The organism is Psychrobacter sp. AOP7-B1-25 (assembly GCF_052376195.1).
Lineage (GTDB): Bacteria > Pseudomonadota > Gammaproteobacteria > Pseudomonadales > Moraxellaceae > Psychrobacter.
In genome coordinates, this window is the sequence record NZ_JBQSVK010000001.1 from 166,812 (window position 1) to 193,671 (window position 26,860).

The following is a 26,860-nucleotide window of genomic DNA, read 5'->3' on the forward strand; positions in this document are numbered from 1 at the left end:
CAATTAGTGGTTGTGCTTTATACCATGCTTTATCGCCTGCCTTAGTAACACCTTCTATCTTAAACTTACCTTATAATTATACTTTGATTATGATGAAAAAAATGATATCACAAACCATGCCAACGGTTGCCGATTGGCACTTCCCCAATATGCCTGCTCATCGTGCACAAGACGGTGATACCGATGGTGAAACGTCACCGCAAGCAGATGTATTGGTTGCAGAGCCTGAAATAGCCAAACCGCCCATGTATGCGGTCGTTATGTACAATGATAACTACACGCCGATGGAGTTCGTTGTATACATACTGCAGTCAGAATTTCGTCATAGTATGGATTCTGCAGTCGAGATTATGTTGACTATTCATAATAGCAGTAAAGGTATTGCTGGTATTTATCCCAAAGATATCGCCGAAACCAAAGCCAAAAAAGTAAATAGTCTGGCACACCGTGAAGGTTATCCATTACTGACCCAAATTGAACCGCATCAAGGCGAGTAGAGCCAGTTATTAACTTTTATATCGGTATGTCGCTCTATCAAAAATTTTACCTGCTATTTTTCACCTCTAAGTAATTCATATCAAAGCTCGCTTTTATAGTGAGCTTTTTCGACTTTTCAGTCATTCTCCTTGTATGCAAGTAGTGTCTCTCAAAAATGGATTTATTATCCATAGAGTGTTGATTTTTATAGCAAAAAACCCTATCTATTAAAGATTCCCATTTAATAGTTTTAGACTAAGCACCGTAGTCAAAGCTGCTAAAACCACGTCATCACTAGATTCTCAAGTATCAATATCTCTTTTTACCCAATCAGTTTTTCACTATTTAATATTCGTTGTTAGAGTTGTCACTATTAGCTCGTTGCACGCTTTGATACATTTTAGTCTGTGTTAAGAGATTGACTCCGCCGAAGTATCGTGTTGATATAAAGAAAAGCGGCCATGGATAGTGATGATTACTGTTGGCTGATAGCGAGATTATAGTATTTGATAAACAGTCTACCGCTCACCTCATTTATTCATGACTTCTAATAATACGAACATAGCCCTTGAACAATTCATCTACCGCCCTGATTTACTTACTAACTCATTCATAAAACTATCAATTATAAAGATAGATATAACCGTAGGAAGTTGTTATGTTAAGTCGTCATCTTGAAGTTTCTCTACGTTTAGCAATGACGCTTGCGCGCCAAAAATCGCATGAGTATCTCACTGTTGAACACTTACTTTTGGCCTTATTAGAAAACACCCATGCTGCCAATACGTTGACTGCTTGTAATGCTAATGTCTCGGCGTTGCGTACTGAGCTTGAGGTTTATATTAATAAACACACGCCAACTATCGATGTTGATACAGAACAGTCTCCGCAGCCGACTCAGAGCTTTGATCGTATTTTGCAACGTGCTATTTTTCACGTGCAGTCGATCGGTGGTGGTCGTTTGGTTGAAGGGTCTGACATTTTAGTTTCTATGTTTTCAGAGCATGATACTTATGCTGTCTACCTGCTCAAAAAACAAGGCATCAGTCGCCTTGAGCTAACTCAGTATTTATCACATGGTCAAGATAAAGAAGAACCCTCTGAATCACGCGGTTCAGCAGGCACTGAACGCCGTAGTGCCTCTGAAAAGACCAGTAAAGATCCCTTAGTTGAATTTGCGACCAATTTAAATCAGCGAGCCGCTGAAGGTAAAACGGATCCTTTGATTGGACGTGCCTCTGAGATTGAGCGTGCTGCCCAAGTATTATGCCGTCGCCGTAAAAACAACCCATTGCTAGTCGGTGAGCCTGGCGTAGGTAAAACCTCTATCGCAGAAGGCCTAGCATGGTTAATTATTAATGACAAAGCACCAAAGCCACTTAACGGCTGCGTGATTTATAGCCTTGATATCGGCTCATTGATTGCAGGTACTAAATACCGCGGTGACTTTGAAAAACGCATGAAGTCATTGCTTGATGCGCTAAAGAAAAAACCGAATGCAATCTTATTTATTGATGAGATTCATATGATTATTGGTGCTGGTTCATCTATGAGCAGTAACATGGATGTATCGAACCTTATCAAGCCAGCGCTTGCCAATGGTGAACTGCGTTGTATTGGTTCAACAACCTTTACTGAGTATCGACAAGTGTTTGAAAAAGACCATGCATTGTCACGTCGTTTTCAGAAAATTGATGTCAAAGAACCCAGTGTGGATGACACAATCGATATCTTACGCGGTCTAAAACCTCGTTATGAAGAATTTCATAATGTTGAGTATACGGATGAGGCGTTAGTGACGGCAGTACAGCTATCAGCCAAACATATTCATGAGCGTTTCTTGCCTGACAAAGCTATTGACGTGATTGACGAAGCTGGTGCGTATAAGCGTTTAGGTGTGGTGCCTGATGTCGATGATATCGAAGCTGAAGAAAGCTTTATTACCGATTTAGAGCAAGATTTTGATGCACAGATTGATACTGATGAAGAAGATATCGATACTGATGCAGATAACGAAATGCAGGATGAGGTCGCAGCTGCGAAAGCAAACGATGGTAATGAGTCAACAGAGAATGTGAACGTATCAAAGAGTCAAAAACCACCAATGAAAATTGATGTTGCTGATATTGAAGCTATCATTGCTAAGTTAGCACGTATTCCACCCAAATCTGTATCAAGTGATGATAAGAGTATCCTTGAGCATTTAGATCGAGATCTTAAACACTTGGTGTTTGGTCAAGATGAGGCGATTGGCACGCTAGCTGATGCTATTAAGTTATCACGTGCAGGATTGAAAGCACCTGATAAGCCAATTGGTTCATTTATGTTTGCAGGCCCAACTGGTGTGGGTAAAACAGAAGTGTCACGGCAATTAGCGAATCTACTAGGTGTAGAGTTGGTCCGCTTTGATATGTCAGAGTATATGGAAGCGCATACGGCCTCACGTTTGATTGGTGCACCTCCAGGTTATGTTGGCTATGATCAAGGTGGTTTGCTCACTGAAAAAATCAATCAGCATCCACATTGTGTGTTGTTGCTTGATGAGATTGAAAAGGCGCATCCAGATGTATTTAACTTGTTACTGCAAGTGATGGATCATGGTACGTTGACTGATAATAATGGTCGTGTGGCAATCTTTAAGCAAGTCATCGTTATTATGACAACGAACGTTGGTGCTGATAGCATCAGTCGCTCGTCAATGGGCTTTACCCAACAAGACCATAGCCGTGATAATACAGAGTCGCTCAAACGTGTCTTTACGCCAGAATTCCGCAATCGTTTAGACGCTATTATCCAGTTCAATCCTCTAGATACGTCAGTTGTTGTATCGGTTGTTGATAAGTTCTTGGTTGAATTGCAAGTACAGCTTGATGATAAGCAGGTGACATTAGAGATTGATGATGATGTACGTGGTTACTTGGCGGATAAAGGCTATGACCGTCTAATGGGTGCACGTCCGATGCAGCGTCTGATTCAGGACGAAATCAAAAAACCACTAGCAAGTATGATTTTGTTTGGTGATTTGGTCAATGGCGGCGTGGTGCATCTGACCTTAGAGCCTAAATCCGATGACTCTCAAGAGAGTGATACGATGAAGCTTGATAAGGTATCAGACAAAGGCTCAGCTGATAGCCGTATTGTACTGACAGTCGTTGAAACTCATGAGCCACATCCTGACTCTGAGTCTCTAGCCAGCTAAGTTTTTTAATGTTGATGTCACAAAAACGGCTACCGTATTACTGCGGTAGCCGTTTTTTTGTTGCTATAATTCACTAACAAAGCGCACACCGTTTTTTGTTAGTATGATTATTTGCAGTAAACTAGCTTTCTATTGAACTTATAACAAGTATAAAAAGGACACACTATGGAACTGTTTGATGAAACGACAACCAAGACCCCAGAACAAAAACAAGTAATTTTAGATAATGTTCGTTTACCAGAAGATTGGAAAACGGCACTGGCAGGTGAATTAACGTCTGAGAATATGGACAATCTACGCGCATTTTTAAAAGAGGCCTATCAGTCGGATGATAGTATCTATCCGCCTGCACCATTGATGTTCAATGCACTTAACCTTACGCCTTTATCACAAGTGAAAGTGGTAATCTTGGGACAAGATCCTTATCATCGTCCAGGTCAGGCTATGGGGTTATCATTTTCTGTTCCTAAAGCCATTCCAAAACCCCCATCGTTGAATAACTTGCTTAAAGAAATGGCAGATGATATTGGTATTCGCCCCTCATCGCATGGTGATTTGACATATTGGGCGCAGCAAGGTGTTCTACTGCTTAATAGCTCACTAACTGTCCGAGAAGGCGAGCCAAACAGTCATCAGAATAAAGGTTGGGAGCAGTTTACGGATGCTGTCATCGATGCAGTTAATGAACAGACAAAGCATACCGTATTTATTTTGTGGGGCAGTAAGGCCCAAAAGAAAGGCAAGTATATTGATACGGATAAACATTTGATTCTAACAGCGGTACATCCATCACCACTGGCAGCAAACCGCGGCGGGTTCTTTGGCACTAAACCGTTCTCTAAAACGAATGATTACTTAGTGCAGTATGGCCAAACGCCAATTGACTGGCAACTACCACAATAAATGCAAAATACACAGAACATGAAATCAATATCGTATCTGTCTTCAAATATTCAAACCAGCACCTTTTGGTCAGTTGAAGATGTTGAATGGATGCAACAAGCAATCGAACTTGCTAAACAGGGTGCTGATCGAGGAGAGGTGCCAGTAGGCGCTATACTGGTACATGACAATCAAATTATCGGCAAAGGATTTAATCAACCAATCAGTAGCCATGATGCTACTGCTCATGCTGAGATAGTTGCCTTAAGAGACGCCTGTACACGTTTGCAAAATTATCGTTTGCCGCTACAGACTGCTTTGTATGTTACTCTCGAACCTTGTACGATGTGTATCGGCGCATTAATCCATGCGCGTGTAAACAAGTTAGTATATGCAGCGAGTGAACCACGTGCTGGAATGGTTGGTAGTCAAATGGATTTGTCGTTACAACCGTTTTATAACCATAGCATCCAAGCCTACAAAGGGTTATGCAGCGAGCATAGTAGCCAAATATTAAAGACATTTTTTCGTGAGCGTAGGCAGGCCGCAAAAAAGAATAAAGCCAGTATGTAAACTAAAAAGATTAATAACAAGATATCAGTCTTGGTGCTAGTGGTTACGATGATTTTTTGCTATAATATCGCCCTATTTAATAGCACTCATCTCAATGGGCTATTAAAGAATAGCCATTCGAATAAATACTGTCTTATTAATAACATATGATAAGTGATATTAATAACGCATATTATTGAGTAAGTATTATGACTAGTTTTACATCTGACAATGTTTTACTCAATAGAGATGATAGCCATACTTCATCAGTGCGTTATCCTATTATTTGTATCGACGGTCCTAGTGGCGCTGGTAAAGGTACGGTTACATGGCGTCTAGCACAAATGCTGGGCTATCAATTGTTAGACTCTGGCGCGCTTTATAGAATCGTTGGTCTAAAAGCATTTGAAGCGGGTTTAATCAACGCAGATGCTAGCCAATCGATCGACGAAGAGGCCGTACTGGCCTTGACTGAAAGCTTAGAGATAGCGTTTGTACCAAACAATGACTCAGGGCGTGTAGACATCATTGTTAATGGACAAGCGGTAGGTGAGCAAGTACGTAATGAAACAGTTGGTGGCTACGCATCACAGATAGCAATCTTTCCACAGGTGCGCCAAGCATTGCTCAAGTTACAACAAGATATGGCCACTCGTTCAGGTTTGGTGGCTGATGGTCGTGATATGGGGACAGTCGTCTTCCCAGATGCTGATGTTAAAGTGTTTTTGACGGCTAGTGCTGAAGCGCGGGCAGAGCGCCGTGTGGCACAGTTATTGAATGCTGGTCAGACAGCAGATTTTGAGGCGATTTTAGCGACGATAAAAGCGCGTGATAATCGTGATGAAAATCGTAGTACAGCGCCATCGAAGCCTGCGGCAGATGCACTATTACTGGATAGTTCAGCGCTCAATGCTGATGCAGTATATGAGCAAGTCAAAAAGCACTGCCAAGATAAAGGTATCTTTTTTAATAGTTAATAATTTAATAGCTAGTAAAAACAACATATTAAGTACTAAAAAATTTCCTGCTAATCATGTTTTTAGTATAAAATAACACGGTTGAGTTGAATGTTATCTAAGTAGCAATGAAAACTTAGCTTATTTGAAATATGGTATTCGATATAAGACAGTTGTTGTTAGTCAGTTTTAGCTATAATGAGCTCGCTATCAACAAACGTTTTTTTATATGATTGCATGGGATATAAAACCAGTATTTCGTTCTATACAATCATAAATTTGATCCGTACTGTGCTGGACAGGATACGGCTATACAAAGGTAGACATAATGGAATCATTTGCTGAACTATTTGAAGCGAGCATTGAAGAGCAGGGCCTAGATATCGAGCGTGGCTCGGTTATTACAGGTGCTGTTGTGGCCATCGATAGCGATTGGATCACAGTAGATACTGGTCTTAAATCTGAAGGTATCGTCGCTCGTGAAGAGTTTTTAAGCGAAGAAGGCGAACTTGAAGTTGAAGTTGGCGATAGCGTTGATGTCGTAGTTGAAGCGGTTGATAACGGCATGGGTCAAACCTTGCTGTCACGTGAGAAAGCTAAACGTGTTGAAACTTGGAACTTCCTTGAAAAAATCGCTGATAACGATGAAATCGTTAAAGGTATCATTTCAAGCAAAGTTAAAGGCGGTTTCACTGTAGATATCGGTTCAGTACGCGCGTTCTTACCAGGTTCATTGGTAGATGTACGTCCTATCCGTGATACAACGCATCTTGAAGGCAAAGAGCTAGAATTCAAAGTCATCAAACTTGACCAAAAGCGTAACAACGTTGTTGTTAGCCGTCGTGCAGTTATGGAAGCTGAAAACTCAGCTGAGCGCGAAGAGTTATTGAACAAGCTTGAAGAAGGCATCGAGATCGAAGGTATCGTTAAGAACCTTACTGATTACGGCGCGTTCGTTGACCTAGGTGGTATCGATGGTCTATTGCACATCACTGACATGGCATGGCGCCGTATCAAGCACCCATCTGAAGTTGTTGAAGTTGGCCAAGACCTAAAAGTTAAAGTATTGAAGTTTGACCGTGAACGCAACCGCGTTAGCCTAGGTCTAAAACAACTTGGTACTGATCCTTGGGATAACGTTGGCGGCACTTACCCAGTAGGTAGTGTTGTAAAAGCTCGCGTAACCAACTTGACTGACTATGGTTGTTTCGCTGAGATTTCTGAAGGTATCGAAGGTCTAGTACACGTATCAGAAATGGATCATACCAACAAAAACATCCACCCATCTAAAGTTGTTCAAGTGGGTGATGAAGTTGAAGTAATGATCCTTGATATCGATGAAGAACGTCGTCGTATCAGCCTAGGTATCAAGCAAACTCTAGCTAATCCATGGGACGAGTTTGATAAGAAACATGAGCGCGGTGACAAAATCACTGGTACGATCAAATCAATCACTGACTTCGGTATCTTTATCGGTCTAGACGGTGGTATTGATGGCCTTGTTCATCTATCTGATATCTCTTGGAACGAAACTGGCGAAGATGCTATCCGTAACTACAACAAAGGCGACACCGTTGAAGCAATGGTACTGTCTGTAGATGCAGAAGCTAACCGTATCAGCCTAGGCGTTAAGCAGTTGAGCTCTGATCCATTCAACGAATACCTAGTTAGCAATGACCGTGGTGCTATCGTTAATGGTAAAGTAAAAGAAGTAGACGCTAAAGGCGCTACCATTGAACTTGCTGACGAAGTTGAAGCTTATCTACGCGCTTCTGAAATCCAACGTGACCGCGTTGAAGATGCTACTAAGCATCTGACTGTTGGTGATGACGTTGAAGCGAAAATCATCAGTGTTGATCGTAAAACACGCAATATCAACTTGTCTATCAAAGCGAAAGACGAAGCTGAAGAGCGTCAAGCAATCAAAGAACTAAGCAGCACAAGTACTACTGCCGCTACTGGTTCTGATGCACAGCCAAAAACTATTGGTGATTTGATCAAAGAACAAATGCAGTAAGCTGTAAACCATTGATATAAAAGTAATATAAAAAAAGCGACTTCGGTCGCTTTTTTTTATGGTTAGCTTTTATCAACACGGTTAGTGATAGAGGTTTTTAGCCAAATGGGCAAACTCTTATTCCCATTTACGCTAATATCCGCTATCATTTGCACCATTGAGTAACGAGATGATAGTTATAAGCTTTTTATAGTCATGATGCAATTCTGAAGATTGGTTTTAAAAATTCAGTTTTTATAATTTAATTATCCATACGCATTTTTGTACTATAGAGCATTGACTCATCATTAGCTTATCCATCAATCAATAAGGCAAGTGTAATAATGCAGCAAGCGATTAACAAATCTGAATTTATTAGTAATTTGAGTGCAAACTGTGACAGCATGGCAGATACCGTGGTTGATGACGCAGTGCGTGAAATCTTAAATTTGATGACCCATACTTTAGCCAATGATGGCCGAGTCGAAGTTCGTGGATTCGGTAGTTTTTGTCTGCATCATCGCCGTGCCCGCATGGGACGCAATCCTAAAACAGGCGAAAGTGTACCTGTACCAGCTAAAGCGATTCCACACTTTAAACCAGGCAAAGCTTTACGCGAAGCAGTAAATGATACGGTAAGTTAAACTAATACTGATTATCGAGCTGTTCAATATTTATCATTCCAAACTGAGGTAACTGTCTCATGCGCTTTTTACTATTTGTATTGCTGTTTTTGAGCTTTGCCTATTCGCTTGGTTTGGTATTGGCAAATAATACTGAGGTCGGAGTCAATCTGCTGTTTTCGCAAGCACCTACGATGAATCTAGGGTTGCTACTGATCTTGTGTTTAATACTTGGCATCATCATTGGCATATTGCTTGCACTTCTTATGTTCCGTGTATTGCAAAATAAGTGGGAAATTTCACGTTTGCAAAAAGCAAATACAAACCTACAAGAGCAATTGACTCAAGCCAATACAGTCATAGATCGTCAAGCAAGCGCGCCAACAGTAGATGAAGCTGTTTATGGTACTTCTGCTACCAATGTGCAAAATACTGACGCGACTAGCCTAACTGAAGGCTCTACTCTGACTAAACGTAGACGAGATTAGGTCATTAGGTAGTCTTTTAGGTGATCTGCTAAACGATAATTCAATGACCTTGTTGTTGACCTTAAATAAGATACTTTGATAACTTCAAAATATATGGTAAACCCATGAATAATGTAATTAACTCTCCAGTTGTCGTCGCTTTAGACAATATGACGGTAGAGGCGTCTTTAGCGCTGGCTGACCAGCTAGATCCATCTCAATGTCGATTGAAAGTCGGTAAAGAGCTGTTTACGCGTTGTGGCCCTGATATCATTAAGGCACTGCATCAACGTGATTTTGAAGTGTTTCTAGACTTAAAATTTCATGATATTCCTAATACCACTGCTCAAGCCGTATTGGCTGCTGCAGAGCTTGGTGTATGGATGGTGAATGTTCATGCTAGCGCAGGTCTAGAAGCTATGTCGTTGGCGAAACAGCACTTACTAGATAGAAATCTTGATACATTACTCATCGCAGTTACCGTATTAACCTCTATGGATAGCGAAGCGTTAATGCAAACAGGTATCACTGATAGCTTAGATGCTCAAGTGAGCCGACTGGCACAATTGACTAAGCAAGCTGGTCTAGATGGGGTAGTATGCTCGGCTCAAGAAGCAAAGACACTTAAAGCATTGTGTGGTCAGGACTTTAAACTGGTTACGCCTGGTATACGCCTAACTGAAGACAGTGCTGATGATCAAAAACGTATCCGTACACCAAATCAGGCGTTAACGGACGGTTCTGATTATTTAGTTATTGGACGTTCAATTACCCAAGCTACAGACCCTGCTGCTAAACTACAGACAATACTTCAAAGCATTTAATTTTGAGTAGATACTAAGTAAAAAGACAGCCTAAATGGCTGTCTTTTTACTTTTTGATGGTATATAAAAAACTGCTACACTACTTAAATTTATTCTTATAACTTTTCTAAAATATAATAACTATATTAAAAACGTTCATTTAGATAAATAGCAGTACTACTATTATGAGCGTTTATCGCTAATTAAGTTTTTAATAATAACACCATTAAATGATGTTGGATAGTATGAAATTACAGATATTGAGTGACTTACATATTGATAGTTATGCACGTCAGTCGCACCCCGTTGGACATATTCCTAAAACCGATGCAGATTTAGTACTGGTAGCAGGGGATACTGCTAATAGCGACAAAGGTATGCCATGGTTACAAGAACAAGCAGCGCGCTTAGAAGTTCCCCTGATTACTATCGCTGGTAATCATGAATACTTTGATGAAGACGTATTGAGCTTTGACAATAAACTGGCAACTTGGGATAACTATGATACTGCATCCAAAAAGGGAGTTCGCGTATTACAATGTCAGCATATCGACATCGGTGATATACGCCTCTTAGGTTGTACGCTTTGGACAGATTATCAGTATCATGCCAATGAAGACACAATGGCGGCTGCTCGTCATTTTATGCGTGACTATAAGCAAATCTATGCAGGCACCGAACTGTTTTCGCCTGAAGTATCTATGCAGATTCATGCCAAGCATCGTCGGTGGCTACAGCAAGCGTTAATTGAATCTCATAAATTAGGTAAGAAAACAGTAGTTATGAGTCACCATAGCGTCAGTGCGTTATCGGTGTCTGAAAAGTATGCTGATTTACCAAGTAATGCTGCTTTCGTCAGTGATTTATCAGAATGGATGCATGAAGATTGGGCACCGGTGCTTTGGGTACATGGACATACTCACGAAGCATTCGATTATAAAGTCGGTAATACGCGGGTGATTGTTAATCCACGAGCCTATCCTAATGAGGTGAGTAGTACGGCACTAGAGTTCGCTTGGGACAAAGTGATTGATATCGGCTAGAACCGTATGTAAGTATCTGGTAAACATTCATTTATGCTAGGCATAGACTCTTTTGAATAAATCTTTTATTTGAAAGAATAAAGAATGTCTATCAGATATATTGCAACTAGGTTTGTCTGTTGTTCATTCCTGATAAGAAATCTGCTAGGCTTGTTGTCATGAGTAAATATCTGAATAATACCCTGTCAAAAATATCTGCTGACAAGCTTGCGAGTCACATACCAAGCGCGCCTGCACCTTCGCACCTGCCAGATAGTATGATTCCCTCTGTCAGCTTATTGCCTGAAAATAAGCGACTCATTCTATTTACTAGGCATTCTTTACGTGAGCGTTCTGATGGTAATGGTTTTGCCAGCTATCAGTTACCGCTGACGCCTAAAGGCCGCGTATTGGCCAAGTCTTGGGGGCGGTGGTTGTCAGGTCATTTACCATATTCGCTCGACGTTGATAGTATCTCTAGTCCTATTGGGCGTTGCATCGATACTGCGCAGCTGATGCAAGAGGGAGCTGGTCTAAAGCGTGATATTACACATCAGTCTCTGTTGGTAGAGCCTGGTAGCCTCGTTACTGAGCCTGAAATAGCCAACCCAGTGTTCAAAGAGATTGGTGTCCTAAATTTCATTAATCGTTTTTTGCAAGGTAATCTCGAAGGGACCAAAAACACCTACCAAGGCGGTCTGGATATTCTGTCGCTTTTTTACCAGAATCAGCCGCAAGATGGCCATTTAATGCTCGCTGTGAGTCATGACACGTTGCTATCTGCTTTCTTAGCAGTTATGTTCGATGTGGTAGAGATTGATTGGAATGATTGGCCAAAGATGATGGAAGGCGTGTTTTTATGGTTTGATGATCAGCCCTTTGAGCAAGCGAGTGCACATTTTATCTGGCGGGGTCAAGTATATACGCGGCCGATTAATTCATTATTAGAGGGTTATCGTGCAGCTGGCTATCACCCGAGCAAATTACTATTGCCACCAGAAGTACAATGGAAGTGATGTCTTATCTAAATATTGAAATGAGTTGATAGGGAGGTTGTTCATTCAATATATTCGAGTAGGCATAAAAAAACCTTGCTGCAGTATTAGAACCAGTAGCAAGGTTTTAGTCATTACGCTATAAAAGCGCAATGTGGTCTAACCAACACAAATCTTAAGCTTGTAGGCCTTTGATTGTTTTGTTTAGGCGGCTCTTACGACGAGCAGCTTTATTCTTATGAATAATACCTTTGTCAGCCATACGATCAAGAACTGGTACCGCTTTTTTGTAAGCTTCGGTAGCCGCGTCATAATCTTTAGCTTCGATAGCCGCATCAACACGTTTTAAGTAAGTACGAACCATAGAGCGTTGTGACGCAGAGTTCTGACGACGTTTGGTGTTTTGACGGGCGCGTTTACGAGCTTGTGCAGTATTAGCCACGCGTATCTCCTTGATAAAGATAGATAAAAATATGAATGTTGATTGCAATAATGGGTTTAACAATCATCGGTGACGAGCAGCCGTCTCGTCAAATATGATGTCGATGTCTAATATTAAAGTATCTAATATGAGTAGATCATCGTAAGCGTCAGAGCTGTTTGGAATAATTAAACAGCTCTGACGTGTAAAGCCGATTATCTTAGCAAATTATTGAACTAAGGACAATATATTTGATGATTAATGCTCAAAGAAGTTACGTAATATCATCGAATTTGAGTCGTTCAGGTAACTACATCAATAGTAAGTGCTGATAGATCTAGGTAGTTGATAAAATCTCTTACAATATATCCTATATAATAGCGTCAGTTATTGAGGAATTTAGGTATGATATTCTAACGACAGACCTTGATATAGGTCTTTTCTCATCAATATAGTTCATCTAATGTTATATAAGTGGATAGAGTATGCAGCGAAAAGCAATTGTGATTGGCGCAACAGGGTTAGTAGGGCAGCATTTGGTAAAGCAACTGAGTGAGCTTTATGACACATTGATTGTGCTTGCTCGTCGTCCGCCACGCTATATCAACGCCAGCATGCGTTTTTATCAAATCAACGATTTTGATAATCTCTCTGAAGTATTTGCAAGCGTTGGTGCCGATCGAACGACAGATGCTTTTAGTTGTTTAGGTACGACAAAAAAGCAGGCTGGGAGTGATGAGGCTTTTCGCAAGGTAGATCGAGACTATAATGTAAATTTTGCCAAGTTATGTCGCGACAAAGGGGTGGAAAATTTCTTTTTACTATCTTCAATGAATGCGGATATTGATAGCCGTTTTTTGTACAATCGAGTCAAAGCTGAGACAGAGCAAGATATTATGGCATTAGGTTTTGGACAATTGGTCGTCTTTCGTCCATCCTTGTTGCTTGGTAAGCACAAAGGTCGTCCACTTGAGAGCATTGGTCAAAAAGCTTTCAAGATCATCTCGCCTCTGGTATCAGAGTCGCTGTCGTTACATCCTATTTCTGCTAAACGTGTTGCTAGTGCGATGGCCATGAGTGCTCATGATATCTATCATCGTAGTAAATACCGTACTGAACCTCAAATTAAGCATACTGATATTATCGAAAATAAGCAGATGCTATCGATGACCCGCGTTAAAAAATAAAGAGACCGTTTTTTCTGGTGACAGATTCATTTTTGCAATTAAGAAACTACAGATATCGGTTTTTAACTATAGCAGAACAAAAGTACGAGAGTAAAAAATAACAACTATTATCTAAGCATTGATAAGTATTAATAAATATTGAAATACCAGTCAGTTGAGTCACTAAAACAAGGAGCAGAAGTAATGTCAGAATCAATACAAATGGATAGAGAAAATTTTGTCACTTGTGATTTATTGGATGCCAATCCTGAGTCGCAAGTATGCTTACCAAATATCGAAGGTAAGTCATTCCATCATTTTGGTGCGAAAGACAAATTCTGCGGTGAAATCGTGACGGTCAAGTGCTTCGAAGACAATAGCCGTGTTAAGTCACTGTTGAATAGCAATGGCAAAGACAAAAACGGTAATGGTAAAGTGTTGGTCGTTGATGGTGGTGGCTCTATGCGGTGTGCATTACTAGGCGATATGATTGCACAATCAGCTATCGATAATGGCTGGGCTGGAGTTATTGTGTATGGCTGTGTTCGCGATGTTGATGATATGGCAGAAATGAATCTTGGTGTGATGGCGCTTGGTTGTATACCGCGTAAATCAACCCGCCGTGATGAAGGTCAAACGGATATTGAAATCAGCTTTGGTGATTTGACGTTGAACTCAGGCATGTTTGTCTATGCAGACAACAATGGCATTATTGCAAGTAATGAACCTTTAACAGCGTAGATTATCATTAGTTTAAATTTAATATAACTATAATCAAGTCTATATTACAAACGACTATAAACATAAAACCCAGTTCTATGACAGAACTGGGTTTTTTAGATCAAAAATCAGCAATTCGTTAGTATTTTTCAAGCTCCGAGAGCATTTGCTCTCGCGCCTTATAAATCCTACGTAAGCCAAGCCATAAGCTGATACACATTACGATCAATACCGAAGTAAAAGGTAAGCCTGTACTTACCGCACCTGCTTGAATGGTTTTTAGAGCTTGTGCGCCGCCGCCATAAAGAAGCGCAATAGCAATAAGACCTTGAGCAACAGCCCAAAATACACGCTGGTATATGGAAGCTTCAAGCTTACCACCTGCTGTAATCGTATCAACTACCAAAGAGCCTGAGTCCGATGAAGTCACAAAAAATACCATCACTAGAATAATAGCAATTAAAGAGGTAATGGTTCCTAGAGGAAGATTTGCTAACATCTGAAACAAGGTTAAGGAAGCATCACTAACCCCTCCTGCCAGCTCACCAACTTGGTTATCATATTGGCTCAATCCTGACTGTCCAAACACCGTCATCCAGACGATGGTCACAAGCGTAGGGGCTAACATTACCGAGGTAATAAATTCACGTACCGTACGACCTTTTGAAATACGAGCAATAAACATACCTACAAATGGCGACCAGCTGATCCACCATGCCCAATAAAACACGGTCCAACCATGAAAGAAGTCACCATCACTGCGGTCTACAGGATTAGATAAGGGAATAATATAAGTGGCATAATCAACGACTGTGTTACCGATTTTGCTCAGTAGTCCGAGTGAGTTGCCAACGCAAAATACAAACAGTAGTAACGCCAAGGCGACCAACATATTAACGTTACTCAACAGCTTGACCCCGCCATCAAGACCACGAGCCACTGATATGGTGGCAAGAGCAGTGACGACAACTATAATGACAATCTCAAGCGAATTACCCGCAAAATCCCAACCAAACAGGTAATTAAGCCCGCTGGCTGCTTGTTGGGCACCCAAACCTAATGAAGTCGCTAAACCAAATATCGTCGCTAGTACGGCCAATATATCGATAATATGGCCAGGTAACCCCCACGTTTTTTCTTTAAAAATAGGATAGAATACGGAGCGCATGGTCAATGGGAAGCGGAAATTATAAGCGAATAGGGCCAATGATAAACCAACTACTGCATAGATACCCCAAGGGTGTAAACCCCAGTGATACATGGTTGCACCCATAGCTGCACGGTAAGCTTCAGGGCTGTCTGCTGCTACACCAAGTGGTGTACCTGCCCAACCGCTTGCATAAGCTAACGGCTCAGCCACACTCCAAAACATAAGGCCGATGCCCATACCAGCTGCGAATAGCATTGAGAGCCATGAGCGCCGATTGAAGTCAGGTTTGGCGTTTATACCGCCAATTCGGATGCTGCCATAGGGGGATACAATCAATATCAGACTAAATATTACCATGATATTAGCTGTGCTGATAAACAGCCAGTCAAAACTATTGACCACCCAATTTTGGGTACCATTGAGCCAAGAGTTAGCTATATTGGGTAGTAATAATGCAAACAATACAAAGCCAATAACGGCAATAGCGGTAAAGAAGAATACAGGTCTGTGTAAATCTAAACCCAATATTTCAGTGTTGTTTTCACCAGTTTTATGCTCAGTGGTATAGAGTCTGCGGCGAAACTTTTCGAGAAGATGCTTTGGGATCTGTTTTTGCTCGTTCATAGGTGACGAATCTCCTGATGAGTTAGCTGAGCTGGACACCGTCAAAGTATCGACTATTCATTGATAATCAATAGTTTTTGGCAGCTACAAGCTTTAGTTTTTAGGTAATGTAAAAATGCTTTTACAATGTTATAAAGAGTACAAATTACTGAGTAGTTGACACTCTTTTAGAAGTATTTATAGGAGATAATAGGTAAACGTTTATCTAGAAATAATCACATGCTAACTATAAAAAGTGAGCTTAAAACGATAGTGGTCAAAAGCGTGCCATACTAACAAACTGTTTGGTTTTGTCAAATCGTATTGGTAATTGTTCAAATATTCGTATAATAGCTTTCTAATTCCTTAATTCTGATCCTATCTGTTATGCCTATCACTGCTTTGACTGACGCGTTTGATCCTATTAACCAGCAGTTGTTTCCTATCCAAAATGCCGAGCGGCGTTGGCTAGCCCCTGTCCATGGTGCGGTCAGTAGTTTGTGGCTGGCAAGCTTGGTTCAAACGCCATTATGGAATGTTGCCGAGCGATTAAAGGTCGTGGTTGCACGCGACCAAAACCAACTTAATCAGATAGAAACTGAGTTGGCATTTTGTGGCGTCGATGCTTATGTTTTTCCTGATTGGGAGACGCTGACTTATGATGAGCTGTCACCACATCAAGACATCGTCAGTGAACGTATCAATCTATTGACGGATATGCCCAAAACGGGCGTGTTGCTTATTTCGATACAAGCCCTTATGCACCGCGTTGCACCGCCAAGCTGGTTAATTGGTCAGCATTTTGATTTGAGTGTTGGCGATCGGTTTGATATCAATACCCAACGTGGGCTATTGGCAAAGGCAGGCTACCGCGCGGTTGAAAATGTCTTTGAACCAGGTGAGTTTGCAGTACGTGGCAGTATTATTGATATCTTTGCGATGGGTCAGCCGTTCCCTCTACGTTTAGATTTGTTTGATGATGAAATTGAAACCATTCGCTTTTTTCATCCTCAAACACAGCGCACCTTGACTGCCGATGATTTGAAGGCGATGTTAACGGGCAATGATACCAGTATGGCGAAAGAATCGCTGTCATTACTGCATAAGATGCCAGATATCTCTAAGCCTATCGAACAATTTCAAATCTTGCCTGCAAAAGAGTTTCCGCTTGACGAAGGGCGTGAGACCTTCCGCACGAACTTTGCTGCTATGTTCCCTAATGCCAGTAGCCGCAAATCTGAGCTACACAAAGACGTGATGGCAGGAATTGCCAGTAGTGGGCTTGAATATTATCAACCGCTATTTTTCAATTTAAAAGATTGGGAGGCGGAGAGTAGTTTATTCTCTTATTTACCAAGTGATGCATTGTTTATCACCGATGAATTAATTAATGAAAGACAAGCTGACTACTGGTCACAAATTCAGCGTCGCTACGAAGAGCGGCGGCATGACATTGACAAGCCTATTGTAGATCCAACACTGCTGTATCTATTATCTAACGCGCTTAACGAGCAGCTAAACCAGTATCCACGAGTAATATTAAGTGCTCGTGATGAGGTGGCTCAGAATAAGCAACAAGGGTTAGTTACAATCAAGGCACAAGAGCCGCCGCAATTAGCAGTCAATCATCAAAAGTCTGAACCATTATCCGAATTGCTCGACTTTTTGGATACGCAGTCAAAAACTTCAACACCCGTACTGATTGTTGCAGAGACCGCAGGCCGTCGTGAGATTCTCATTGAACTGTTTAAGAGCAAGATTGATATCAAGGCGTATGATAGCTTTGAGGCATTTTTAGCCGCAGATAAAGCTAGGGTTATCAATAACAGTCATCTACCGCATGTTGGTTTGACCGTGGCACCAATCGAACGTGGTGTCTATGTATCTGAACGCTTAGTATTGATTAGCGAAACACAGCTGTTTGGTCGTCAAGTCTTGCAGACGCGCCGTCGTCGTCAGAGCGGTGTGTCAGAAGAGTTCTTGGTCAAGAGCGTCACTGAAATAACAGATGGTAGTCCAGTAGTGCATATCGAGCATGGTATTGGTCGTTACAATGGCTTGATTACTTTGGATGTCGGCGATGGCGAGCAAGAGTTTATTCATTTAAAGTATTCCGATGATGCTAGTATCTATGTGCCAGTCGCCAATTTGCAAATGATTAGCCGCTATAGTGGCGGCGATCCAGCCTTAGCGCCACTGCATAAGATTGGTAGTGGCAAATGGGATAAAGCTAAGCAAAAGGCGTTAGAGCAAATTCATGACGTTGCTGCAGAACTGCTTAATATGCAGGCAAGACGTGAGGCCAAAGTTGGTATTCATTTCAAAATAGATCCATCGCAGTATGAGCTATTTGCCAGTCAGTTTGCCTTTGAAGAAACCGCTGACCAAGCCAATGCCATTCATGCCGTGATAGAAGATATGAGACAAAACCAACCGATGGATCGTCTTATTTGCGGCGATGTTGGTTTTGGCAAAACAGAAGTAGCGATGCGTGCTGCCTTTATTGCTGTTAGTGCTGGTTATCAGGTTGCTGTATTAGTACCTACAACATTGCTTGCCGGTCAGCATGAAGACAACTTCCGCGACCGTTTTGCCGATTGGCCAGTTCGTATCGAGAGCTTGTCGCGCTTTGGTGGTAAAAAACATCAAGAAACAGTATTGGCGGATTTGACTGCTGGTAAAGTGGACATTGTCATTGGTACTCATAAACTGCTACAACCAGATGTGAAATTTTCTAATTTGGGTCTGATGATTGTCGATGAAGAACATCGCTTTGGCGTGCGCCATAAAGAGCGTATCAAGGCCATCCAGACAGATGTCGATAGCATGTCTATGACAGCGACGCCAATTCCTAGAACGCTCAATATGGCGCTATCAGGCATGCGTGATATGTCGATTATCGCCACACCACCTGCACGTCGCCTCGCTATCAAGACTTTTGTGATGCAAAAGACAGAAGCATTGATGAAAGAAGCCATATTGCGTGAGCTTTTACGTGGTGGTCAAGTGTATCTACTACATAATGATGTTGCCAGTATTGAGCGCATGGCAGAGACTATTCGTGACCTAGTGCCAGAAGCTCGCGTAGGCGTTGCTCATGGACAAATGCAAGAGCGTCAGCTTGAGCAGATCATGCAGCAGTTCTATCATAAAAAATTCAATGTGTTGGTTTGCTCTACCATTATCGAGACGGGTATTGATGTACCCAATGCCAATACGATCATTATTGAGCGCGCTGATAAGTTTGGTCTTGCGCAATTACATCAGCTGCGTGGTCGAGTTGGACGTAGTCATCACCAAGCATATTGTTATTTATTAGTGCCTTCTCTAAAAGGCCTTAAAGGTGATGCCAAGCGACGTTTACATGCGATTGAACGGGCCAATACTCTGGGTGCAGGGTTTATGCTGGCAAGTGAAGATTTGGAGATTCGCGGTGCAGGGGAAATATTGGGTAAGCAACAAAGTGGTAATATGCAAGCGATTGGCTTCAGCTTGTATATGGATATGCTGGAGCGTGCGACTAAGGCCATTAAAGCTGGTAAAGAGCCTGATCTAAATACACCGTTATCGCTCACCAGTGAAATCAATCTACACAGTTCCGCCCTCATCCCAGAGGAGTATCTACACGATGTGCATCAGCGTTTATTGTTCTATAAGCGTATTAGTAATACCGATGATAAAGAAGCCTTAACGGATATTCGTACGGAGATGATTGACCGCTTCGGGACACTACCAGATCAAACCAAGCAGTTATTTGCCATTCATGGATTACGTTTACAAGCAGAGCCACTGAAAATCAATAAAATTGATGCCAATAGTAGTAGTATGACGTTAGAGTTTGCGCCAGATACCCCAGTTGATGCGTTAGCTATTATTAAGTTGATCCAATCAAATGGTCAGCATTATCGTATGAATGGCGCAGCTGGTATTCGTTATCAGAATGCGGATAAACTGGCCACACCGCAGCAGCGCGTGACGGTCATACAAGAACTGTTGCGCTATTTTAGTGAGCATATGGTGACAGAGTCTACTTAATACATAGCTCGATATAAAGCAGGCTAGGTAGTTGCTATAAGCCAATAAATCATGGCGCTATTTTATCAACCAGATAACTGATAAAATAGCCAAACTAAGTTTTTAACTTTCTGTATTCTTATTTGCATTAAACAACAAGAGAACCGTCATTATGTTCCAACTTCATCATAAACTTGCTGCTGATAGTTTTTTAGTGGGGGATTTTCCATTATCCACTTGTCGTTTAATCAATGACTGCCAATTTCCTTGGCTTATATTAGTGCCACGTGTATCAGGTATCAAAGAGCTGTATGAATTATCTGAAGCTGATCAAACGCAGTTCTTACGAGAGTCGAGCTGGTTATCGAGTCAGTTAGCTAAGACTTTTCAGGCTGATAAAATGAATGTGGCCGCTCTTGGTAACCAGGTGCCACAGCTTCATTTTCATCATATTGTCCGTTATCAAAATGACATGCAATGGCCAAACCCAGTATGGGGTGTGCCAGCTGTTCCATATACGAAGGAAGTATTGGCGCAGATGCAGCAAACATTAATGATGGCGCTACGTGGTCATCATCAAATGCCGTTTGATTGGCAAATGGTATAATCAATCTATTCTATCTTTAATAGAAATAGATTGATTGCTAATCGTATATATAAAAGAGAAGGCCAGATACTTAGAAGTATCTGGCCTTTTTTAATTAAATTTGAAAAAAATTGTAAGGGAGAAGGTAAACTGGACAAAAGGTCGCTTTTTAGTAACCAATGGCCTATGCTTTAACTTATTTCGAAAGTATAATATATTATTAAATATATCTTATGGTAACTCATCATAAAGGCAAATAATACACATGTGTTAGTGTACTTTATCCGTCTCTCTCGTATCATTCGAATCATTTAAGTGAACTTCATATGCCTCTCTCAGAGACGTTCAAATCGTTGACGCCGTTAAAGGCAGGTCAAACTTGTCGATTCGATTATCCTGAAGTGTTTGTTCTAATACTCACCGTTATACTGCTTGCACTGCATTTTGAGTTTCGCCCACCAGCCATGGCGCTTCTAGTCATTGTTACCCTGCCAAGTTTGATGATTTTAATTTATAACTATCGACGCCAAACCAGTTTTTGGACATCTAGTATTGTCATCATTCTATTGTCGGTTGTCATTGGAACGTTACAGTTCTGTACTGTTATATCGCTCAGCTTGGTGTCTCTAATTGGCATTCGTATTATTTTTAGTCGCCCTGACAATCAATTGAGGTTGATTGCAGTAGCTCTAGTGACTGCCATTATTTTCTATTATGTCAGTACTATCCTAAGTAGCAATGAGCTGGACTGTGCAAATGGTTGGTTACCACCTATGGTAATGTTAAGTAGTATGACCGTTATCCTTTGCCAGTTTCGACGCATGTACCAAGAATATACTGGTTATAAAGCCTCTGCATATAAAGCTAAAGGCCGTGTAAGAACAATGGTCTCAGTGATCAATAAACTGACTCGATTTGTGCCACCACAAATCTGGGAGCCTATTGTCAAATCAGATAGCCCAGTTAAGGTTTCTAATAAACGTGCAAAAATAACTATCATGTTTTCAGATATCGTTGGCTTTACCGAACTTTCTGATAGTCTAAGTTCTGATAATTTGGCAGATATTCTCAATACTTATATGCATTGCATGACGTCGATTGCTGATAAACATGGCGCAGTGCTGGATAAGTTCATTGGTGATGGCATGGTATGTTTCTTCGGTGAACCGAATAGCCGCGGCTCGCGTCAAGATGCGCTAGATTGTGTTGCGATGGCAATTGATATGCGTCGTGAGATGCGTACTCTGCGCCAGAAATGGCGATTAATGGGTTTTGAAGGTTTATATATACGTATCGGAATTACAACTGGATATTGTCACGTCGGTAATTTTGGTAGCAATAGTCGGCTTAGTTATACAATTATTGGTAAAGAAGCTAATTTAGCTTCTAGACTTGAGGCTTGTGCTGGTAAAGATCAGATATTGGTCAGCGAAAGCACTTACGACTATATATGCCACAACTATGAATGCGCACACGTTGCAGCGCTTTGCTTAAAAGGTCTGGACGAGAAAGTTAACGCGTGGCAAGTATTTGATCCTAGCACCGATACATCTGGTCATCTGTCTAAATGGGTCGACCACACATTACCCGGTTTCAATTTGCATTTGAATTTTAAAGATATGAAAGACAATGATTATCAAGACATTAGAGCTCGCTTAAATTTTGCGCTGGAGCGCATAGAGCAAGAAGAAGAAAAAATAGTAACGAGTACAGCTGTAGAAAGTAAACGTGAAGACTCTAATCGCAAATAAGCACTTTGCTCTGTGCAGCCAAATTTTATGGAAAAGAGTCTGCGTAAACTTTAGTTAAAGTATCGAGTCTGAACTTTGTACTCAGCCGATTTATATCTGTTTTGAATTAAACAAACTCTAGGTGAACATCTTAGGGGCGATATCTTAAAATCTTATATAAAAAAGACCCGCTATCAGATAGCTGGCCTTTTTAGTCATAACTGGAAGTGTTACCAATATCTAATGGTTTTCTTTGGCATGATTAAGCGTATATTTAGGTACTTCGATGGTTAAATCTTTATCATCAAGCATAACCTGACAAGACAAACGTGAATCAGGTTCTAAGCCCCAAGCACGATCAAGTAAATCCGCTTCGACATCATCCATTTCATCTAAACTGTTGAAACCTTTACGTACTACAACATGACATGTAGTACAAGCTTTTGACATCTCGCATGCATGCTCGATTTTAATACCTTTTTCTAAAAGTGCTTTACATAAGTTTTCACCAGCCTGTAGCTCAACTTCTGCGCCTTCAGGGCAAATTTCGTGGTGGGGTAATACGGTAACTTTTGGCATAAATTATCTGTCCGATGCTAATCAATTTAAAAAATATTAGAAGTTAACTTAATATGTTAGCTAAGCTATATATATCGATGTATTTGTTACCAGTCTTGGGCACTAGTACCTGCCATGCTGGTCTTGACGCTTTGATTCATGATACGTGCAGCAAAGGCATCACTATGTGGCTTGAGCTGTGCCTGCTTTGCTTCAATAAACGATAAATCATTAGTACTGAGAGATGCACGTAGCGACTGTATATGCTCTGCTAGTGATTGCTGCTCATCAGAAGAGAGCAGCGCTGAAAATTCGTTTAGTGCCGACTCTAGTGCTAGTACTTCGCGTTCCGCTTCTACTTTCGTCTCGATCAAAGAGCGTGCATCTTTATCTTCTTCTGCGTGTTTGAACCCTGAAATAAGTAGCTGTTCTTTTTGCTCATCTGATAGCCCATAAGAAGGCACGATCTCGATTTTACTTTCTGTTTTGGTCGTGGTTTCTTGTGCACTAACAGTAAGCTGGCCGTTAGCGTCAATACTAAAGGTGACTTCGATACGAGCAAACCCAGCTTTCATTGGCGGGATGCCATACAGCTCAAAACGTCCAAGAGAGCGACAGTTTTCTACCGTTTCACGCTCACCTTGCACCACGTGAATCACCATACCTGTTTGACCATCTTGATAAGTGGTAAACACTTGACGTTTTTTCACAGGGATAGGCGTGTTGCGCGGAATCAGTACTTCGACCAAACCACCCATCGTCTCAAGACCTAGCGATAACGGTGTCACGTCTAATAACAGTAAATTGTTGTCACTATCACCATTAACCAATTGATGAGCAGTCTGGGCAGCACCTAGAGCAACAACCTCATCTGGATTCAAACGACAAAGTGGCTGTTTAGCGAAAAATTCAGTCACGACTTCCTGTACTGCAGGCATACGAGTCGAACCGCCCACTAATATAACTTCATCTAAATCTGTAGTAGATAGCTTGGCATCACGTAGGACTTGTTCACATACACTTAGCGTACGGCGACTAACAGGCTCTACGATAGCTAATACATCTGTACGGCTTAATACACCTTGGTAAGACTGTCCATTGATAGTAACACTAATATCCACTTGTTCAGTATCAGTCAATGCTTGCTTATAGGCTTTGGCTTGCTGAGCTAATATTGACTTGTCATGCAGACTTACGTCTTTTGGATCGATACTTAATTGTTTAATGATCCAATTGGTAATAAGACGATCAATATCATCACCGCCTAGTGCGCTATTACCACCCGTTGCCAATACTTCAAAGACACCATCAGTAAGCTTTAAAATAGAGACATCAAACGTACCACCGCCCAAATCATAAATTAAGTAATAGCTCTCTTTTTTACTGTCTTCTGATGATTGGTCGAGCCCATAAGCAACTGCAGCAGCAGTTGGTTCATTCAACAAGCGAAGTACATTGATACCCGCTGCCTGAGCAGCATCTTTGGTTGCTTGGCGCTGTGCCTCATCAAAATAAGCTGGAACTGTAATCACAGCACCTTCAATACTATCTGCAGGTAAGGCACTCGCTGCACGTTGTTCAAGAGCGGCTAAGATATGCGCTGATACTGCAACAGGAGAAACCTCGCCTTGTGCCGTAACAAAGGCAGGCATATCATCTTTGCTGCCAGACAACTCATAAGGATGAGAGAACTTAATATCAGCTTGGCTACGACCCATAAAACGCTTAGCCGAGACGATCGTATTTTTTGGATCATCCGCTAAATGCGCTAGGGCATCATAGCCAACTAATGGCGTGCCAGTAGCTGGATAATAGACAACAGACGGCAATAACGTATCTGTCGCTGCGTCTGCCTCTAAGACTTGTGCCTTACCTGAACGCACTACCGCAACCAACGAGCGTGTAGTACCAAGGTCGATGCCCAAGCCAAATTTATGTTGGTGAGGTTGAGCGCTTTGATTGGGTTCAGCAATTTGCATTAAAGACATAAGGATAACTCAGAGATAAAATGAATAAGTAAATTGGAGCATATGCAGTGCGAGAGCTTAGCGTCTGTAATCTCACTCCATAGAATAAAGATTCTGACAGTCTGATGCGCTTAAACTCAAAGACTATATGGTATCACGGTCACTATTTTAACCAAATATATAGAATTTGGCTTGGTAGTGAGAGATATAATTACAGATGTTTAGACATACAGGTCATCGTCATCTGAATGCGATGAATTTGCAACGTCATCAAGCCCAGTCGTCACATCAGCATTTAGCTTAACTAAAAATTTTAGTTTCTGTGTCGCATCAATCGCTGTTTGCCAATCTTGATTTTGATAAGCGTTATTAAAGCGTTCTGATTGATTTACTAGACGATCTGTAATTTGAGGATGTAGTTGCTGCAAGGCCGGAAGGTCTTTGTCTTCGATAGCATCATCTAGGTCCATACGCATCTGCATCGCATCTTCCAAGAAGTCCAAATCTGCGATTGAATGCTCTATATTTTGTGCTTGATCCGCCATGTCTAACAAATAACCGGCACGGCTATCAGGGGCGCTTAGAGTTTGATACGCTTGATTGATTAGAGCTGATGCTTTTTCAGACTGTAACTGTGCTTGAACCATGTCAGTCTGTTTCTTAGCAACATTATCAGGATGATAGCGTTTCTGTAGTAGGCGCAAACGTTGATCTAGGCTGTTTTGATTGATCTCAAATTGTACAGGCTGCTCAAATAGGGCAAAGAAGTTATCAAACTGTGGTTCTGAAGTGATGTCTGTCATAATCTAATGCCTTTCTTTTTTATTTGTTTTTAAAGTCATTGCCTAGCTAAGAATATCTGAGTCGCTTGATGAAGTAACTAAATTAACCATTCTTCATAGTTGTAGTAGAGATAATACACTGTTCGTATGAAAAATTATTTGAACATAAACGATCAGCTTTCAATTATCAAACAATTAAACTGTAAAAGACTCACCGCAACCACATTCACCTTTTTGGTTAGGGTTGGTGAATTTGAAGCCTTCGTTTAGACCTTCTTTTTCGTAATCCATCAACAAGCCATCTAAATACACTAGGCTTTTGGGATCAATAAAGATGCTAACGCCGCGACTCTCATAACGCGTGTCATTTTCATCAGGGGTATCTACAAACTCTAAAACATAAGCCAAGCCTGAGCAACCCGCTGTACGGATACCAACTCGAATGCCTTCGCCTTTGCCGCGATTGTCCAAAAAGTCTCGAACATGCTGAGCGGCGCGTTCTGTCATTTCAATCATGCCAACTCCCATTGACTATTAATCATAAACATCAATAAAAAAATATAGATAAAATGGCAGTCATAATTATAAGATTGCCAAAACGATAGGCTTGCAACTATCAGAAAACAAAAGGTGACAATTACATAAGTGTCATTGTCACCTCTTTAGCGTCAGTAGCGATTATATATCGCTACTTTAGCGTTGCTAATACAACGTAGCGCATATGCTAGTAGGCTTAGCTTAGCTTAACTTAGATCGCAGCTTCTTCTGCTGGAGTTGCTGCGCCATGCTTACCTTTATAGTCGCTAATAGCGGCTTTAATGGCGTCTTCTGCAAGTACAGAGCAATGTACTTTTACTGGTGGTAAAGCCAGTTCTTGAGCAATATCATTGTTCTTGATTTCGCCAGCTTGATCCAAGCTCTTGCCTTTTAGCCACTCAGTAACAAGCGAGCTTGAAGCAATTGCTGAACCGCAGCCATAAGTCTTGAAACGCGCATCTTCGATAATACCGTTGTCATCGACTTGGATTTGTAGACGCATTACATCGCCACATGCTGGGGCGCCGACCATACCGGTACCAACGTTTTTGGCGCTTTTGTCAAGATTACCAACGTTGCGTGGGTTTTCGTAATGATCAATAACTTGGTCACTATAGGCCATGGGGTTTTCTCCTAGTTAGATGATGAGTAGTC

At 41.3% G+C, this 26,860-nt stretch carries 23 protein-coding genes; 16 read left to right on the forward strand and 7 right to left on the reverse strand.

Annotated elements, in window-relative coordinates; genetic code table 11:
• Positions 1-101 precede the first annotated feature (101 nt).
• The 11 genes from ACT3QR_RS00625 (at position 102) to ACT3QR_RS00675 (ending at position 11,993) form a co-directional block, all read left to right on the forward strand.
• Positions 102-497: an ATP-dependent Clp protease adaptor ClpS gene (locus ACT3QR_RS00625; protein WP_444519473.1), complete on the forward strand. Its 396-nt coding sequence runs from the start codon at positions 102-104 to the stop codon at positions 495-497.
• Positions 498-1,135: 638 nt separating this feature from the next.
• Positions 1,136-3,676 (forward strand): ATP-dependent Clp protease ATP-binding subunit ClpA, encoded by a 2,541-nt coding sequence (clpA, locus tag ACT3QR_RS00630; RefSeq protein WP_444519474.1) that lies wholly within the window; start codon positions 1,136-1,138, stop codon positions 3,674-3,676.
• 165 nt (positions 3,677-3,841) lie between these two features.
• Positions 3,842-4,579, forward strand: a complete 738-nt coding sequence (locus ACT3QR_RS00635; protein WP_444519475.1) for a uracil-DNA glycosylase — start codon at positions 3,842-3,844, stop codon at positions 4,577-4,579.
• Positions 4,580-4,597: 18 nt separating this feature from the next.
• Positions 4,598-5,131 (forward strand): tRNA adenosine(34) deaminase TadA, encoded by a 534-nt coding sequence (gene tadA, locus ACT3QR_RS00640; RefSeq protein ID WP_444519476.1) that lies wholly within the window; start codon positions 4,598-4,600, stop codon positions 5,129-5,131.
• A gap of 188 nt (positions 5,132-5,319) precedes the next feature.
• Positions 5,320-6,087: a (d)CMP kinase gene (gene cmk / locus ACT3QR_RS00645; protein ID WP_444519477.1), complete on the forward strand. Its 768-nt coding sequence runs from the start codon at positions 5,320-5,322 to the stop codon at positions 6,085-6,087.
• A gap of 307 nt (positions 6,088-6,394) precedes the next feature.
• Positions 6,395-8,083 (forward strand): 30S ribosomal protein S1, encoded by a 1,689-nt coding sequence (rpsA, locus tag ACT3QR_RS00650; RefSeq protein ID WP_444519478.1) that lies wholly within the window; start codon positions 6,395-6,397, stop codon positions 8,081-8,083.
• A 323-nt stretch (positions 8,084-8,406) separates the two neighbouring features.
• Positions 8,407-8,706: an integration host factor subunit beta gene (locus ACT3QR_RS00655; protein WP_444519479.1), complete on the forward strand. Its 300-nt coding sequence runs from the start codon at positions 8,407-8,409 to the stop codon at positions 8,704-8,706.
• Positions 8,707-8,765: 59 nt separating this feature from the next.
• Positions 8,766-9,173 carry a lipopolysaccharide assembly protein LapA domain-containing protein gene (locus tag ACT3QR_RS00660; RefSeq protein ID WP_444519480.1) on the forward strand — a complete coding sequence of 136 codons (408 nt, stop codon included), beginning with the start codon at positions 8,766-8,768 and terminating at the stop codon, positions 9,171-9,173.
• A gap of 104 nt (positions 9,174-9,277) precedes the next feature.
• Positions 9,278-9,976 carry an orotidine-5'-phosphate decarboxylase gene (gene pyrF / locus ACT3QR_RS00665; protein ID WP_444519481.1) on the forward strand — a complete coding sequence of 233 codons (699 nt, stop codon included), beginning with the start codon at positions 9,278-9,280 and terminating at the stop codon, positions 9,974-9,976.
• Positions 9,977-10,200: 224 nt separating this feature from the next.
• Positions 10,201-10,998, forward strand: coding sequence for a metallophosphoesterase (locus ACT3QR_RS00670; protein WP_444519482.1), 798 nt, complete (start codon positions 10,201-10,203; stop codon positions 10,996-10,998).
• Between the two features lie 158 nt (positions 10,999-11,156).
• A complete protein-coding gene (locus ACT3QR_RS00675) occupies positions 11,157-11,993 on the forward strand; it encodes a histidine phosphatase family protein (RefSeq protein ID WP_444519483.1) in 837 nt (278 codons plus the stop codon).
• 154 nt (positions 11,994-12,147) lie between these two features.
• On the opposite strand, the gene rpsT is transcribed toward ACT3QR_RS00675, so the two are convergent.
• Positions 12,148-12,414 carry a 30S ribosomal protein S20 gene (rpsT, locus tag ACT3QR_RS00680; protein WP_296134742.1) on the reverse strand — a complete coding sequence of 89 codons (267 nt, stop codon included), beginning with the start codon at positions 12,412-12,414 and terminating at the stop codon, positions 12,148-12,150.
• A gap of 464 nt (positions 12,415-12,878) precedes the next feature.
• On the opposite strand from rpsT, the gene ACT3QR_RS00685 reads away from it, so the two are divergent.
• Both ACT3QR_RS00685 and rraA read left to right on the forward strand, forming a co-directional pair.
• Complete coding sequence (locus ACT3QR_RS00685) at positions 12,879-13,580, forward strand: NAD-dependent epimerase/dehydratase family protein (protein ID WP_444519484.1); 702 nt, start codon at positions 12,879-12,881, stop codon at positions 13,578-13,580.
• A 183-nt stretch (positions 13,581-13,763) separates the two neighbouring features.
• Positions 13,764-14,300 (forward strand): ribonuclease E activity regulator RraA, encoded by a 537-nt coding sequence (gene rraA / locus ACT3QR_RS00690; protein WP_444519485.1) that lies wholly within the window; start codon positions 13,764-13,766, stop codon positions 14,298-14,300.
• A 118-nt stretch (positions 14,301-14,418) separates the two neighbouring features.
• Here the strand turns inward: rraA and ACT3QR_RS00695 are convergent, their stop codons facing one another.
• Positions 14,419-16,053, reverse strand: coding sequence for a BCCT family transporter (locus ACT3QR_RS00695; protein ID WP_444519486.1), 1,635 nt, complete (start codon positions 16,051-16,053; stop codon positions 14,419-14,421).
• Between the two features lie 366 nt (positions 16,054-16,419).
• Here ACT3QR_RS00695 and mfd point away from each other — a divergent pair, with 366 nt between their 5' ends.
• The 3 genes from mfd to ACT3QR_RS00710 all read left to right on the forward strand — a co-directional run bounded on the left by mfd (position 16,420) and on the right by ACT3QR_RS00710 (position 22,383).
• A complete protein-coding gene (mfd, locus tag ACT3QR_RS00700) occupies positions 16,420-20,067 on the forward strand; it encodes a transcription-repair coupling factor (RefSeq protein ID WP_444519487.1) in 3,648 nt (1,215 codons plus the stop codon).
• Between the two features lie 151 nt (positions 20,068-20,218).
• Positions 20,219-20,653: an HIT domain-containing protein gene (locus tag ACT3QR_RS00705; RefSeq protein WP_444519488.1), complete on the forward strand. Its 435-nt coding sequence runs from the start codon at positions 20,219-20,221 to the stop codon at positions 20,651-20,653.
• Between the two features lie 305 nt (positions 20,654-20,958).
• The gene (locus ACT3QR_RS00710; RefSeq protein WP_444519489.1) at positions 20,959-22,383 is read left to right on the forward strand and encodes an adenylate/guanylate cyclase domain-containing protein; all 1,425 of its coding nucleotides are present in this window, start codon (positions 20,959-20,961) and stop codon (positions 22,381-22,383) included.
• 219 nt (positions 22,384-22,602) lie between these two features.
• Here ACT3QR_RS00710 and fdx read toward each other — a convergent pair whose 3' ends face one another.
• From fdx to iscU, 5 genes are all read right to left on the reverse strand, one after another.
• Entirely contained in the window at positions 22,603-22,941 is a 339-nt protein-coding gene (gene fdx, locus ACT3QR_RS00715) for an ISC system 2Fe-2S type ferredoxin (protein ID WP_444519490.1), read from the reverse strand.
• Positions 22,942-23,027: 86 nt separating this feature from the next.
• A complete protein-coding gene (gene hscA, locus ACT3QR_RS00720; RefSeq protein WP_444519491.1) occupies positions 23,028-24,908 on the reverse strand; it encodes a Fe-S protein assembly chaperone HscA in 1,881 nt (626 codons plus the stop codon).
• 200 nt (positions 24,909-25,108) lie between these two features.
• Positions 25,109-25,690: a Fe-S protein assembly co-chaperone HscB gene (gene hscB, locus ACT3QR_RS00725; protein ID WP_444519492.1), complete on the reverse strand. Its 582-nt coding sequence runs from the start codon at positions 25,688-25,690 to the stop codon at positions 25,109-25,111.
• Between the two features lie 174 nt (positions 25,691-25,864).
• On the reverse strand, positions 25,865-26,185 hold the full coding sequence (gene iscA / locus ACT3QR_RS00730; protein ID WP_021814983.1) for an iron-sulfur cluster assembly protein IscA: 321 nt from the start codon (positions 26,183-26,185) through the stop codon (positions 25,865-25,867).
• A gap of 232 nt (positions 26,186-26,417) precedes the next feature.
• Entirely contained in the window at positions 26,418-26,828 is a 411-nt protein-coding gene (iscU, locus tag ACT3QR_RS00735) for a Fe-S cluster assembly scaffold IscU (protein WP_444519493.1), read from the reverse strand.
• Between the last annotated feature and the right edge of the window lie 32 nt (positions 26,829-26,860).